11 protein-coding genes are annotated in these 14,999 nt (G+C 63.5%); 5 read left to right on the forward strand and 6 right to left on the reverse strand.

The window, feature by feature from the left end:
- Positions 1–137: 137 nt before the first annotated feature.
- The 5 genes from AC57B6_RS25400 to AC57B6_RS25420 all read right to left on the reverse strand — a co-directional run bounded on the left by AC57B6_RS25400 (position 138) and on the right by AC57B6_RS25420 (position 7,526).
- The gene (locus tag AC57B6_RS25400; RefSeq protein ID WP_454807939.1) at positions 138–1,934 is read right to left on the reverse strand and encodes a thiamine pyrophosphate-requiring protein; all 1,797 of its coding nucleotides are present in this window, start codon (positions 1,932–1,934) and stop codon (positions 138–140) included.
- A 305-nt stretch (positions 1,935–2,239) separates the two neighbouring features.
- Positions 2,240–2,947 (reverse strand): MgtC/SapB family protein, encoded by a 708-nt coding sequence (locus AC57B6_RS25405; RefSeq protein WP_496422329.1) that lies wholly within the window; start codon positions 2,945–2,947, stop codon positions 2,240–2,242.
- Between the two features lie 160 nt (positions 2,948–3,107).
- Positions 3,108–4,739, reverse strand: a complete 1,632-nt coding sequence (locus AC57B6_RS25410) for an efflux transporter outer membrane subunit (RefSeq protein ID WP_496422330.1) — start codon at positions 4,737–4,739, stop codon at positions 3,108–3,110.
- A gap of 1 nt (position 4,740) precedes the next feature.
- The gene (locus AC57B6_RS25415; protein ID WP_496422331.1) at positions 4,741–6,348 is read right to left on the reverse strand and encodes a DHA2 family efflux MFS transporter permease subunit; all 1,608 of its coding nucleotides are present in this window, start codon (positions 6,346–6,348) and stop codon (positions 4,741–4,743) included.
- Entirely contained in the window at positions 6,345–7,526 is a 1,182-nt protein-coding gene (locus tag AC57B6_RS25420; protein ID WP_496422332.1) for an HlyD family secretion protein, read from the reverse strand. Before AC57B6_RS25420 ends, AC57B6_RS25415 begins: the two co-directional genes overlap by 4 nt.
- A gap of 412 nt (positions 7,527–7,938) precedes the next feature.
- On the opposite strand from AC57B6_RS25420, the gene coxB reads away from it, so the two are divergent.
- The 5 genes from coxB to AC57B6_RS25445 are packed head-to-tail and all read left to right on the forward strand — an operon-like array spanning position 7,939 to position 13,491.
- The gene (gene coxB, locus AC57B6_RS25425; RefSeq protein ID WP_496422333.1) at positions 7,939–8,964 is read left to right on the forward strand and encodes a cytochrome c oxidase subunit II; all 1,026 of its coding nucleotides are present in this window, start codon (positions 7,939–7,941) and stop codon (positions 8,962–8,964) included.
- Between the two features lie 16 nt (positions 8,965–8,980).
- A complete protein-coding gene (gene ctaD / locus AC57B6_RS25430; protein WP_106352600.1) occupies positions 8,981–10,993 on the forward strand; it encodes a cytochrome c oxidase subunit I in 2,013 nt (670 codons plus the stop codon).
- A 1-nt stretch (position 10,994) separates the two neighbouring features.
- Positions 10,995–11,609 (forward strand): cytochrome c oxidase subunit 3, encoded by a 615-nt coding sequence (locus AC57B6_RS25435; RefSeq protein WP_496422334.1) that lies wholly within the window; start codon positions 10,995–10,997, stop codon positions 11,607–11,609.
- Positions 11,606–12,058 carry a hypothetical protein gene (locus tag AC57B6_RS25440; RefSeq protein WP_496422335.1) on the forward strand — a complete coding sequence of 151 codons (453 nt, stop codon included), beginning with the start codon at positions 11,606–11,608 and terminating at the stop codon, positions 12,056–12,058. The genes AC57B6_RS25435 and AC57B6_RS25440 overlap by 4 nt, the downstream gene beginning before the upstream one ends.
- 2 nt (positions 12,059–12,060) lie before the next feature.
- Positions 12,061–13,491, forward strand: a complete 1,431-nt coding sequence (locus tag AC57B6_RS25445; protein ID WP_496422336.1) for a c-type cytochrome — start codon at positions 12,061–12,063, stop codon at positions 13,489–13,491.
- A 116-nt stretch (positions 13,492–13,607) separates the two neighbouring features.
- Here AC57B6_RS25445 and AC57B6_RS25450 read toward each other — a convergent pair whose 3' ends face one another.
- Positions 13,608–14,771, reverse strand: a complete 1,164-nt coding sequence (locus AC57B6_RS25450; RefSeq protein ID WP_042273624.1) for a 2-aminoethylphosphonate--pyruvate transaminase — start codon at positions 14,769–14,771, stop codon at positions 13,608–13,610.
- Positions 14,772–14,999: the final 228 nt, after the last annotated feature.

Raw genomic sequence — 14,999 nt, forward strand, 5'->3', positions numbered from 1 at the left:
GCGGGACCTGTCGGCGTCGGACTTTACATTTGTCAATGCGGTGAGGGCGCCCGGCAGGGGCCATGCGCGTTAGCTGCCTTCGTGCTCGAGACATAACCGAGGCAGATCACCTGCGTCACGCGAAAATTCGTCCGGCGTCATTTATCGCGATGCCCCGGCAGCACGGCGTCGAGTACCTGTTTCGCTGTCTCGACGATCACGTTGCCTTCATTCGGATCGCGCTTGATGAGCGTCGAGGCGAATGCTTTCGCCTGCGCCAACGTGATATGTGGCGGCAGAGGCGGAATATTCGGGTCGGCCTTCACCTCGATCACGACCGGGCGGTCCGAGGACAGCGCGCGGTCCCATGCTTCGCCCATGCGCTCGGCGTCGTCGACGTAAATGCCGGTGAGACCGATCAACTCCGCAAAACGGTGATAGGGCACCGAAGGAATGTTCTGCGACGCCTCGAACTTCGGATCGCCTTCCATCGCCCGTTGCTCCCACGTCACCTGATTCAGATCGCCGTTGTTGAGCACCATGCAGATCCAGCGCGGATCGGCCCATTGTTGCCAGTATTTGGCCACCGTGATGAGTTCCGCCATATTGTTCATCTGCATCGCACCGTCACCGACCAGCGCGATCACGGGCCGCTCGGGATACGCGAATTTTGCGGCGATCGCGTAGGGCACCGCCGCGCCCATCGATGCGAGACCGCCTGAGAGCGAGCACATCATGCCGCGCTGGACCTTCAGATCGCGTGCATACCAGTTCGCGCATGAGCCCGAATCGCTTGTAACGATCGCATTTGCCGGGATGCGCGACGAGAGTTCCCAGACGCTGCGCTGCGGGTTCATACCGTCCTTGCCGGCTTCATGGGCGCGTTTGTCGAGCGTCTTCCACCAGTCGGCCGTCCAGTCTTCGATTTTCTTGCGCCATGCGCGGTCCTGCTTCTGTTCGAGCAGCGGCAGCAACGCGCGCAGCGTCTCGACGCTGTCGCCCACGAGGTTGACTTCCATTGGATAGCGCAAGCTCAGCATGTCGGCCTTGAGGTCGATCTGCACGCCGCGGGCGGCGCCTTCTTTCGGCAGGAACTCGGAGTAGGGAAAACCGGAGCCGATCATCAGCAAGGTGTCGCACTCGCTCATCAGCTCGTAGCTGGGCTTGGTGCCGAGCAGCCCGATCGAACCCGTGACCCAGGGCAAATCGTCCGGCAGCACGGCCTTGCCGAGCAGGGCCTTGGCAACGCCCGCACCAAGCTTTTCCGCGACGGCGATGACTTCGTCAGTAGCGTGCAGCGCGCCGGCGCCGACCAGAATGGCAACTTTCTTGCCGGCGTTGAGCACCTCGGCAGCTTGCTGCAGATCGTCAGGGTAGGGAACGAGTCGGGGGGCGCGGTAGCCGACTCCGGAGTGCAGGGTGCCGTGTTTGCGGCCCGGCGCTTCATAGGCGAGGTCCTGCAGATCGTTGGGCAGCACGATTGCCGTGACCTTGCGCTCCGACAGCGCGGTACGTACCGCACGGTCGACCAGATGCCGGACTTGCGACGGCACGCTGGCTTGTTCGACGAATGCACCGGCAACGTCCTTGAACATGGAGACCAGATCCAGTTCCTGCTGGTAGTGGCCGCCGATTGCCGCGCGCGCCTGCTGCCCGGTGATCGCCAGCACGGGCATATGGTCCATACGGGCGTCGTAAAGTCCGGTGATCAGATGCGAGGCGCCCGGTCCGGAAGTGGCGATACATACGCCCAATTCGCCGGTGAACTTCGCATGCGCCGAGGCCATGAATGCCGCCATTTCCTCGTGCCGGACCTGAATGAACTCGATCTTTCCCTTCGCCCGGTTCAGCGCACCGAACACGCCGTTGATGCCGTCTCCCGGGTACCCGTAGATACGCCGTACGCCCCAGGCATGCAGTCTTTCTACAATAAAATCACCGACGGTTTGAGTCATTGCAGTCTCCACAAACGGATGACGGGCATGAGTCGCGTCCAACGCGTAACGCCATGCCGCGCCAGAGGTCAGGTAAATACGCGTGATCCACAGCGTCCGGCAGCACGGGTTGAGTGCGCGTATTCCAACGTCGAGCAACGCGCGTACCTGTCTGTTTTGTTTGGTTCGGCGTAGAAACGGTAAAGACAACGTAAGAATTCGCGTGCGCCAACCGGCGACGTTGACGGCCCGCGCGTAATACACCTCCTTGCGAGCCGACGGCGTTCATACGTCCGTTCCGGCGTGATGCGGCATGGCGGCCGGCCTCATTCCTCGACAGACCATGACGCGGCGTGACGACTGGCGCCGACGAGCGCGTTCATCGCGCGTTCAACCGCGTCGTTCTTCAGCGTCGCGCGCCAGCGGACGTCGAAGCGCTCCTCAAGCAGTCCGTTGCTTGCATTCATGCGCATGCCCTTCGACTCCACGTGGCAGCGCTGTTGTTCGAGACGCGCGAGCGCTGCGTCGCGCTCGTGCGATAGAGCGGCGTATTCGATCGTTAGCCATGCGTGATGATTGCGCGGCAGATGGCGTTCGAGCACGCCCAGCACCTGCAACACGACGAGTCCAAGGGCGGTGCCTGCGGCGGCCAACGCAATCTGGCCGCCTCCCGCGCATAGTCCGATCACCGTGACGAACCACAGCGTGGCGGCGGTCGTCACACCCGTGATGAGACCGTCCTTGCGCAGAATCGCGCCGGCACCGATGAAACCGACGCCGGACAGGATGCCGAGCGGCAGACGCATCAGATCGAGCACGACGAATGAATGTTCGGGTTTGCCGGCTTGCTGCAGCAGAACATTGACCTGAAGCATCGCGATGCAGGCGGCGAGGCAAACCAGCAATGTCGTGCGCAAGCCTGCGGGCTTGCCCGATTCGCCGCGATTCAAACCGATCGCGGTGCCGGCGGCCAGCGCCACCGCCAGGCGGATAGCGAAGTCTTGCCAGGTGAGGACAAGTGGCATGAGTTGCATGGTCGAGCCTCTCTTCGGGTGGAATCTCCATTGGGCCGCCGGTGGGGCCCGCTTCGAAAGAAATACGCGCGGCAGGAAGATGGTCGTGTGCTTCGCGGCGAAGCGCCAGTCACCGAGCCGGCCGTGCGCACGGTGCTCCGTATCTGTCGCCTTGGTGCTGCTACTGCGGCATCGGTTCGAACCGATGCGGCGCGCGCGGTGCAGCGGCCGCTGTTGCTGCGTCCTGCCAGCCGCCGCCCAGCGCCTTGTAAAGTGCAACCAGATCGGTGCTGACCTGCATCGTGCCTTGTGCGTCCTGCTGGCGGGCCTGCGCAAGTTGCCGCTCGGCATCGAGCACGTTGATGAACGTGACAAGACCCTTGCGGTAGCTTTCGCGCGCCAACTCGAAGGCGGCTTGCTGCGCGGCGACATCCGCGTCGAGCGCGGCGCGGCGGTCCTGATCGGTGCGGTACACCGCGAGCGCATTGTCCACGTCGCGCAGCGCCATCAGAACGGTCTTGCGGTAGTCCAGCGCTGCTTCAGCCTGTTGCGCCTGCGACAGACGCAGGTTCGACACGAGCGCGCCGCCTTCGAACACCGGCAGCGAAATACTCGGGCCGAACGAATAGAACAGATGCGACCAGCGCGACAGATCGCTCGCGTGGGTCGCGCGCGTGCCGATTTCGCCGGTCAGCGAAATGTCGGGGTAGAACTGGGCGACCGCTACCCCGACATTGGCTGTCGCCGCGTGCAGATTCGCCTCGGCGCGACGGATGTCCGGCCGCCGCCGCGCCAGCGTGGCGGGCAGCCCCACCGGCACCGCGGGCGGCACCGGCGGCACGGCGGCAGGCGCCGAGAGTTCGCCGGCAAGCGAGCCCGGCGGCTCACCGAGCAGATACGAGAGCGCATTCAGCGCCTGGGCGATCTGCTGATCGAATTGGGGCAGTTGCGCTTGCGTTTGCGCGAGCTGCGCGGCCGCGCTTTTCACGTCGAGTTCACTGGCGAGGCCCACCCGCGCCTGGCTCTGTGTGAGTGTCACGATCTCGCGCTGTTGGTCGACGAGGTTGGCGCCGATCTGCCGTTGCGCCTGTGCGCCGCGCAATTGCACATAGGTCTGCGCGACCTCCGCCTCCAGCGAAAGCAATGCGTCGTTGCGGCTCTCGATGGCGGCCTGGGTTTGTGCCCTGGCTGCTTCGACCGAACGGCGCACGCGGCCAAACAGGTCGAGTTCCCATGACGCGTCGAAGCCGGCCTGCCAGAGATTGACGGGCGCTGTCAGTTGATCGAGAAGGTTATTGGCGCCGTTTTGCACTGCGGCGCCCGCGCCCGGCGCTAGCTGATTGACCGGCGAGTTCGGCGCACCCAGTTGGTCGACTTTGTTATACACCCCCTGCGATTCGAGGAAACCTTTGACACCGAGCTGTTCGCGCGCATAGCTGCCGGTGGCGCGCACATCCGGCAGTCCTTGAGCGGCGGCGCTTTGCACCTGGGTGCGCGCTTCGACGATGCGCAGCAGCGCCTCCTGCAGATCGACATTGCCTTTGGCGGCCCGGTCGATCAGCGCGTCCAGTGTCGGGTCGCCGAAGCTGCGCCACCAGTGCGGATCGGGATCGGAGTCCTCGGTCGGTTTTGAAGCCGCCGCCTCGGGCGATGCCGCACCTGCTGCGGACGCCGCTTGCTGCGGATCGTGCCATTGCGCGGGAACATCGGCGTGCGGCGCGTGAAAATCCGGACCGACCGTGCATGCGCCAAGCGAGCCGGCAAGCGCCACGATCAGCACACGCAGCGAAAAAGCGGCGACCACACGCGACATGTCAGTGGCCTCCCGCACCGCCGGCCGCTTTGGCCGGCGAAAAGAAGAACGTGACCGGAATGCACAGAAAGCAGAACACCGCGAGAATCGCGAACACGTCGACATAGGCCAGAATCGTCGCTTGTGAAATGAAGGTTTCGTAGAGGCGTCCTGACGCGGTCTGCAAGGCCTGCGCGAAGGGCTGGCCCGTCATATCCGCGACGGTTTGCGCGGTGCGTTGCAGCGTGTCGTTATAGTTTTGCGAGAGCGGCGAAAGATGCCCGGACAGGTGGGCCATGCGCGCCTGGGTGCGCTCTCGGATCAATGCCGTCGACAGCGAGATGCCGATCGAACCGGCCACATTGCGAAACATCGTGAAGAGCGCCGACGCATCGTCGTTCAGGCGCTGCGGCACGGTCAGATAGGCGAGCGTGGTAATCGGCACGAACAGGAAGCCGATCGCCAGAGACTGCGCGCTGCGCATCTTGACGAGCGTGGCGTAGTCGATATCCGGCACGAGCAGGTGCGAATAGGCGAGTGCACAGGTCAACAGAAAAAATCCGCAGGTGACGAGAAAGCGCGTTTGCACATAGGGCATAAGCTTGCTGATAAGCGGAATTTCCATTGTGATCAGCAGTGCGCCTGGCGACAGCACGAGCCCGGCCAGCATCGCCGTATATCCCAGTTGCTGCTGCGCGAGTTGCGGCACCAGCACCGCGCTGCCATAAAGCACCGACGCGAAGGCGGCGATCGTCACGCAGCCGAGCGCGAAATTGCGGTCCTTCAGGCAGTCCAGATCGACAACAGGCTTCTTTGCATACAGCAGCCAGCAGATCGCTCCGGCGATTCCCAGCGCCGCCAGGATCGCGAAGGTGCGAATAAAGGGCGACGAGAACCAGTCGTCGTCCTCGCCACGATCGAGCATGACCTGCAGGCAGCCGAGACCGATTGCGATCAGCGCAATGCCGATATAGTCGATCGACACCTTCGATTCGCGTTTGCGCCACGGTGGATCTTCGACCAGTTGCATCACCGCCAGCGAGGTGAGCACGCCCACCGGCACGTTGAGCAGGAACACCCAGCGCCACGAAAAATTGTCGGTGATCCAGCCGCCGAGCGTGGGGCCCAGCACGGGCGCGACGACGATCGCGACCGCCGAGATCGAGAACGCCCGGCCGCGCTGTTCGGGCGGGAAGGTGTCGAGAATGATCGACTGCTGATTCGGTTGCAGACCGCCGCCGAAGAAGCCCTGCAGAAGCCGGAATACGATCAGTTGCCCGAGATTGGTTGCGATACCGCACAGGAACGAGCAGATCGTGAACGCGACAATACAGACGAGGAAATAGCGCTTGCGGCCCAGCACACGGCCCAAAAATCCTGAAATAGGCAGCACGATGCCGTTGGCGACCAGATACGACGTCAATGTCCAGGTGGCTTCGTCGTAGCTTGCCGACATGGTGCCGGCAATATGCGGCAGCGCCACGTTGACGATCGTCGTGTCGAGCACTTCCATGAACGCGGCGAGCGTGACAACCACGGCAATCAACCAGGGGTTGCCGGCGGGCTGCCAGTTCGACTGCGCGCCGTCCTGCTGGGGCGGATTCGAGCCGCTTGCGTCGCTTGCGCTCATTTGAGGTAAACCTTCGGCGTCACCGACAAGCCGAGCGCGAGCGGCCGATCGCGCGGCAAACCGTCGTCGATCACGATCTTCACGGGGACTCGCTGGACGATCTTGACGAAATTGCCCGTTGCGTTTTCTGCGGGAAACGCCGAGAAGCGCGAGCCGCTGCCAAGCTGGATGCTATCGACATGGCCGTGCAGATCGAGCTTGGGGTAGGCGTCGACTTCGACGTTCACCTTGTCGCCCGGACGCATACGCTCGAGTTGCGACTCCTTGAAATTGGCGGTGATCCAGACTTGCGGCGTGACGATCGAAAAGAGCGATACGCCTGCCTGCAGGAAGGTGCCGTATTGCACGTTGCGGCGCGTGATCCAGCCGTCGGATGGCGAACGTACTTCGCAATACGAGAGGTTGAGTTCGGCCTGCTCGAGCTGCGCGCGCGCTTGCTGAACCTGCTGACGCCGTTCTTCTACGGCGGCTGCGGCCTGTCTGATCTGCTGCGGCACGAGACTCGCGGTTTGCAGTTGCGCGCGGGCCTGTTCGACGTTGGCGCTGGCCGTTTGCCGCTGCGCGTCGGCGGTGTCGATGTTCTGTTGCGAGGTGGCGCGCTGGTCGACCGCATGCTGGCGCTCGTACGCAGCCTGCGCCTGATGGTAGTTCGCCTGGGCCGACGAGATCTGCGCTTTCGCCTGCTGGTACTGGGCGGGATATTGCACGCGCGCAATGTCGAGCTGTACCTGGGCCGCGTTTAACTGCGCCTGCGCGAGGCCCAGTTGCGCGCGTGCCGCGTCCACCTGCGCCTGGTAGTCGCGCTTGTCGATGACAAGCAGCAGGTCGCCTTTGTGCACATAGACGTTGTCGTTGACCGCGAGCCGAACCACGTAGCCCGATACTTTCGGCGCCATCGTGATGGCGTTGCCGTCCGTGTAGGCATCGTCGGTGCTGACCTGATTGCGTGTCGCGAACCACCAGACCAGCCCGGCAATCGCGAGCAGAACGGCTACCGCGCCAAGGATGATCAAAGGTTTCTTGCCGGAGCGCTTGCGGGTGTCCGACGAGTCGCCGTCTTTGCCTTCCTTGCCGTCCCGGCTGTTTTGCTGATGGTGATCGCTGGGAGTGCCCTCCGGCGGGTCCCCGGTTCTTTCACGGTCCTGGTCGCTTTGAGAGGGGGCGCTTTGATCTGACATTGGAATTTGTTCCGACGAAGGGTACTTTTTTCGCAAAACGTGACAGCGTGATCGTCAAGACCTGCATCCGGATCGCGCCAGAAGTCCACACGGCGGACGACATTTTGCCGGCGCAACGCGCACCCTTGGCGGTGCGTTGCGTCGACTGCGTGCGTCTACGGCGTATCGACGTGGGTCAGCAATCGATGTGCCCGTTTGGCCCTGCTGCCACGGCTTTCGGGATGGCACACCTGCATGGCGTTACACGCGTTTGCCGACTCCGGCCTTTTGCGGCGAGGCCTGTTTTTTGCTATTTGCCCACACGCAGGACCTTCTCGCTCAGCGCGTCCTGCCGTAGAAACCAGAGCTCTCGGAGACGGCACGAATGCGGATACGGCGACGGTTCGCAACGATAGTTCGCGGCGGCCCTGCCATGCGCAGATGGGCGGTGCCGGCATGGCTCGCCGTAGCGTTCGGCGCGCCGCCCGCCGCCGCGCAAGGCACGCCGGGCGTCGCGCCGCTCAACTATTTTCTGCACGCGGCCGGTCCTGCCGCCGCGCCGACCATGCGCCTCGGCTGGATGCTCGCCACCTTGGCCGTCTCGGTGTCGGTGCTGGTGGCGGTGCTGTTGTGTATCGCCATCGTGCGCCGACGGCCGCGCGCCGACCCCACCGCGGTATATGCGAATAGGGGCGGGATGGCGTGGATCTATATCGGTACCGGGATATCGTCGGTCGTGCTATTCGCGACGCTTGTCTACGTACTGATGACGCTCGAAACCGTCGCCTCACCAGCCCGGCGGCCGAACCTGACAATCGCCGTCACCGCCTACGACTGGTGGTGGAAAGTCGCTTACAGCGATGCGGCCGACCCGGCTCGCAACCTCGTGACCGCCAACGAAATCCATATTCCGGTGGGCGAGCCGGTGAAGATCGAATTGCAGAGCGCCGATGTGATTCACGCGTTCTGGGTGCCGCAACTGGCCGGCAAAACGCAGACGATTCCCGGGCAGATCAACGAACAATGGATCGAGGCCGATCAGCCCGGCACTTATCGCGGCCAGTGTTCGCAGTTTTGCGGCGCGCAGCATGCGCACATGGCGTTCGAGGTGGTCGCGCAAAGCGCTCAGGATTTCGACGCGTGGCGCCGCGCTCAGGGGCAGGCCGCGCAACCGGTGAGCGGCGCGGAAGCAGCGGCGGGTCAGCGGCTCTTTGGCGAGCGCTGCGCCGGCTGTCACACGGTGCGCGGCACCGATGCGCTGGGCGTGCAGGCGCCCGATCTGACGCACCTGGACTCGCGCCGGCTGCTGGCCGCCGGCGCGCTGACCAATACCGCCGCGAATCAGCTCGACTGGGTCCAGCATGCGCAACAGATCAAACCGGATTCGCTGATGCCGTCCATCGCGCTAAGCGTTACCGATGCCGCCGCGCTGTCCGCGTATCTGTCCACGCTGCACTGACAAAGGAGCCGAGCCGATGGCCGCACCCACCGTGTCACCCGCGCAAGCCGACCCGTTACGCCTGTCGCGCACGTTGCGCGTCGGCCGTATCGAAGCAGGCAGTGCTGAGGAGAAGCGCTTGCGGGAGCTATGGGAAGCGCGGCCGGGCTGGCGCGGCTGGTTCTCGACGGTCGATCATAAGACCATTGGTCTGCGCTATCTGGTCACCGCCTTTCTGTTTCTGCTGGCGGGCGGCATTGAAGCGCTGCTAATGCGTCTGCAACTGGCGCGCCCCAACGCGACGCTGCTCACGCCCGAACAATACGACCAGCTCTTCACGATGCACGGCGTGACGATGATTTTCCTGTACGCGCTGCCCGTGCTGTCCGGCTTCTCGAATTACCTGTGGCCACTGATTCTCGGCGCGCGCGACATGGCGTTTCCACGCCTCAATGCATTTTCCTATTGGGTGTTTGTGTTCGCGGGCCTGTTTCTCTATGCGAGCTTCCCCCTTGGCGAAGCGCCGAATGCTGGCTGGTTCAACTACGTGCCGCTATCCGGCCTCGAGTACAACACGGGACCCAATATCGACGTGTATGCACTCGGGATGGTGCTGCTCGGCATTTCGACCACCGTCGGTTCGATCAACTTTGTCGTCACGCTGCTGCGAATGCGTGCGCCGGGTATGTCGCTCGACCGGCTGCCGGTGCTGGTGTGGGGCACGTTGACCGCTTCGGGCGCCAACCTGCTGGCAGTTCCTTCGGTGAGCCTGGCGTTTTTTCTGCTTTGGCTGGACCGGCGCGTAGGGACCCATTTCTTTGACGTGCTCAACGGCGGGCGGCCTTTGCTCTGGCAACACCTGTTCTGGATTTTCGCGCACCCGTGGGTGTACGCGGTTGTGTTGCCGGCAATGGGTATCGTCTCCGATGCGTTGCCGGTGTTTTGCCGCAGACCTCTGGTCGGCTACGGACCGGTGGCGATCTCCACTGTGGCGACCATGCTGGTGGGCTTTGTCGTGTGGATCCATCATATGTTTGCAACTGGCATTCCGCCGCTCGCGCTGTCATTTTTCGGCTCGGCCAGCATGGTGATCGCGGTGCCCAGCGCGGTGGCGACGTTCGCATGGATCGCGACGATCTGGACGGGCAGGCCGGTCATGCGTGTGCCGTTCCTGTTCTTCGCCGGCTTTGTATTGCTGTTCGTGGTGGGCGGCGTGTCGGGCGTGATGACGGCCGCCGTGCCGTTCGACTGGCAACTGACCGACACGTATTTCGTGGTCGCGCACCTGCACTACGTGCTGCTCGGCATCAACGTGTTTCCGGTAATCGGCGGAATCTACTTCTGGTTTCCGAAATTCACCGGCCGGATGATGAGCGAGCGGCTTGGCAAGATCGGCTTCTGGGTGATGTTCGTCGGTTTTAACGTGGCGTTTTTTCCAATGCATATCGCCGGGCTGTTGGGTATGCCGAGGCGCATCTATACCTATCCGCCCGATATGGGCTGGAATACCGTGAACATGGTGACGTCGCTCGGTTCGTTCGTGTTCGCGTTCGGCGTGCTGATTTTCCTTGTCGATCTGTTGTATAGCATCAGGCATGGTGCCGTTGCCGGCGACAACCCGTGGGATGCGCCGACGCTCGAATGGTCCGTTTCGTCGCCGCCGCCGCCGTATAACTTCGCGGTGCTGCCATTCGTCGCGAGCCGGCACCCGCTGTGGGAAGGGCGCATGGAGGAGGGGACGGCCGGCGAGGCGCCACGTCAACGTTCGAAGCTCGATGAAGGGTTTCTGCTAGGCGAAGGCCGCGAGGCGCTCGGTACCACAGCGCTGGAAGGCAGGCCGGATGTAATTCTGAAAATGCCGGACGACTCGTATGCGCCGTTCTGGCTCGGCCTGTTCGCGACGCTGGTGTTCGCCGGGCTCGCGCTGCGCGCCGGGATTTTTACCGCGGCGGCATTGCTCGCGTGTGCGGTCACCATCGTCGTGTGGTTGTGGCCCGAACGCGCGCTGATCCAGCGCGAACCGCAGACCGTGACCGACGCGGGGGACTGACATGGACGCACTCACAGCACGCAGCGACTACACCCTGCCGGTCGGCAGTGCCGGCGAGCGCTCCGGCGGCTGGTGGGGGTGTCTCACGTTGATCGTTACCGAGGGGTCGCTGTTCGGTTATCTGATCTTTTCGTATCTGTACCTTGCATCGCAAACCGGTCAGCAATGGCCGCCGGAGGGACTGCCCAAGCTTGGTCTCGGCATTCTGAACACCGGTATCCTGCTGTCGAGCAGCGGCTTTGTCTGGTTCTGCGAGCGCTGCGTGCGGCGGCGACGCTTACGCTGGGGCGTTGCGTCGATGGCGGTGGCAGTTGTACTCGGCGTGACGTTCATGGGCATCCAGTTGCGCGAATGGCATAACCACCCATACGGACTGACTGCGCAGCTATATAGCTCGCTTTACTTTACGATCACCGGCTTTCATATGATGCACGTCGCGGTGGGCATCGTCGTGCTGTTCCTGCTGTTGTTGTGGACGGCGTTTGGCTACTTCGACGAACGGCGCTGCGTCGCGCTGACGATCGGCGGCCTGTACTGGCATTTCGTCGATGTGGTGTGGCTGTTTATCTTCACCACCTTGTATCTGACGCCCTATCTGTTGCGGGGCGCATCATGAGTCCGGCCAGAATTGACACGCCACCACCGGCGCATGCGTCGACGCTCGCCGGTATGCCACGTCTGCACGGCTCGCGCGTGTTGATCGGCATGCTTGCCGCGCCGTTCGCATGGGTTGTGCAGATGGGCATCACAGAGGCGTTGGCCGCACAAAGTTGCTTTCCTCACACGCGTCCGCTCGCGGCCCCGGCGATACCGTGGCTCGATGCGGCCATTCTTGCCGTCAACGCCGTCTGTCTCGTGCTTGGCTGTTGCGGTGCCATCATTGCGTGGCGCAACGTCCGATTCGTCAAACGGATTCGCTCTGGAATGCCAGGCAATGCGAACAACGAACCCGGTCTGCTGGATGGTTTCCTCGCGCGGGTGGGCGTGATGACCAGCACGCTGTTCGTGTTCGCACTGATCGCCACCGATATTGCTGTGCTTATTGTCTCGCCGTGCCGGTGGTGAAGATGAACGTGCGCTTTTTTTTACTCCTGGCCGCGAAAGGCCGCATCAGTGGCCGAATCGGTGGCCGGCTCGGCAACCGGCGACTCTACGCGGCGCTGTTGGCCGGTTGCGCTGTGCTCTGTGGGGGAACGCTGGGCGGGTCAGCGGCGCTTCGTGCGGCCGAACAGGCTGCGCCGCCTGCGCAGGCCGCACAAGCGGTGCCCGATGCCGCACTGGTGGCCCGTGGCGCGTATCTGGCCAAAGCGGCCGATTGCGCGGGCTGCCACACCGCAGCGCCCGCCGCCGGCCAGACTGGCCCCGCGGCCCTGCCTGCTCCGTTTGCCGGTGGCCTGGGCATGGCCTCGCCGTTCGGCACGATCTACTCGTCGAACATTACGCCGGATCCTGTCGATGGAATCGGCCGCTACACCTATGACGACTTCGCCCGTGCGCTGCGCGACGGGGTTGCGCCCGGCGGCAAGCGGCTCTATCCGGCGATGCCTTTCCCATCGTTCGCGAAGATCAACGACGACGACATGCACGCGCTTTACGCTTACTTCATGCATGGCGTCAAACCCGTCGCAAAGCCGGCGCCGCAAACGCGCCTGCCTTTTCCGTTCAACCAGCGCTGGGCGCTGATGTTCTGGGACTGGGCGTTCGTGCCGGCAGGGCGATATGCGCAGCAACCCGGACACGATGCGCAATGGAATCGTGGCGCCTATCTCGTGCAATCGCTCGGCCACTGCGGCGCCTGCCATACGCCGCGCGGTCCGGCGTACGAGGAGCGCGGCTATGACGGCAATGCGCATCTGTACCTGACAGGCGGCACCAACGATCACTGGTTCGCGCCGAATCTGACCGGCGATCCCGGTGCGGGTCTCGGACGCGTCCCGGCGCAGGACATCGCAGCGTTCCTGAGAAGCGGGCACGGTGGGGGACTTGTCACGTTCGGCAGCATGGTTCAGGTCGTCGAAGACAGCACGCAGTATCTGAGCGATGACGACCTGAACGCCATCGCCGCGTACCTGAAGAGCTTGCCGGCGCGTGAGCCGGCCGGGCTTTACGACATGCATTCGCGCGCGGCGCAGCAAACCGTGCAGGCACTGCGTACCGGCGACGTCGAGCGGCCGGGCGCCGGCATTTTCCAGAGCTACTGCGCGCGCTGCCATCAGGCGGACGGGCTCGGCGTCGCGCAGAAGTATCCGCGCCTGGCGGGCAATCCCGCGGTGCTCGCGCCCCAAACCACATCGCTCGTGCGTCTGCTGGTAGAAGGCGGCGCGGCTCCGCACACGGAGAATGGGCCGCCTTCGCGCAAGATGCCGTCCTTCGCGGACAAACTGACCAATGAGGAAATGGCCCAGGTATTGACGTTTATCCGCAATACGTGGGGCAACGCGGCGCCGCCCGTTACGACACGCGATGTGACGAGCGTGCGCGGCGCCATTCACAAGTAGTGGGGCGCCGCATCTTCAGTCACTGAGGGCGCAGGTCGGTGCGCTGCTGCGCCTCACGGGCAGAACGCCGTGTTTCCAGTTTCGAACGTTGCACGAATGCTGCGATTGACAGCCGCTCACGAGCCGGTGACTGACGCGCCGAGTTCGGTCACACCCATCTCGTCCAGCACCTCGCGGACCGCTGCGAGTGCGGCGCGCAACTCGGGCTCGCCGATGCGGCCGATGCAGCCAATCCGGAACGATTCAGCCACGGTGAGCTTGCCCGGATAGATCACGAAGCCACGTTGCTTGAGGCTGTCGTAGAAGCGCTGGAACACGAAACGCGGATGCGTGGGCATATGGAACGTGACGATGATGGGAGCCTGCAACGCATCAGGCAGCAGCGGCCTGAAGCCGAGCGCGCGCATGCCCTCAACGAGTATCCGGCAATTGTTCCGGTAGCGTGCCCCGCGACCCGCCACACCGCCTTCGGCGACAAACTCTTCGAGTGCCTGATGAAACGCGACAATCACGTGGGTCGGCGGCGTGAAGCGGTACTGGCTGGTCTTCTCCAGGTTGGCACACTGGTCTTGCAAATCGAGCACCAGCGTAGTCGCATTCCCCTTTGTCCGCTCGAGCGCCTCGCGCCGGCAGATCACAAAGCCGAGGCCGGGAACGCCCTCAATGCATTTGTTCGACGATGCGGCTACCGCGTCGATGTGCATCGACCGCACGTCGAGGGGGAGCGCGCCAAACGCGCTCATCGAGTCCACCAGATAACTCTTGCCGTATTTCGCCGCGAGTGCGCCAAGCTGCGCGATCGGGTTCAGTATGCCTGCCGTGGTTTCACAATGGACGGCAAACACATGGGTGATCGAAGGCGTGCGCGCGAGAATCGCTTCGACCTCGCCGAGGTCGGGCGGCGTGTCCTCGGCGGTCTCGTAGACCAGCGTCTCGCGCCGCGCGATCTCGAGGATGCGCTTCGCCCGCTTGCCGTAGGCGCCGTTGATCAGCACGAGCGCGGTGCCGTCCGGGGGCACAAAGCTCGTCAGCATCGCCTCGACCGCGAAAGTGCCCGAGCCCTGCATCGGCACCGTCACCCACTCGCCCGCGCCGTTCGCGATGTCGGCAAGGCGCGCGAGCGTGGATCGGTTGATCTCGACGAAGTTTGCGTCTCGCGAGCCCCAATCGTGCAGCATCGCAGCCTTGACGGTGCGCGACGTAGTAAGCGGCCCAGGAGTCAGCAACAACGGATCGCCCGTTTCGGAAGCAGCCACTGCGGTATATGTTGAGCTGGTCATCAAAGTTCTCCTCTGCAAGTCCGTTTGGCACCTGTATCGACGCATGAAATTCGCGCTAAGGTTTGCAACAAAGTCAGTCGATACGCCACAAAAAACACATTCTATGTCTTAGGGAGACTGCCTCGGAGAGTCCGGCGGTTCCCCGTAGCATGGTCCGGATGCGACGTAGTTAAGTGAAAGCAGCAACCATAGCAGTGGCCGTTCATGCGCGCTAGAGCAAGCACCTTG

The sequence above is a fragment of the Paraburkholderia sp. BGA-UO-ETr-F12 genome, from assembly GCF_059567945.1.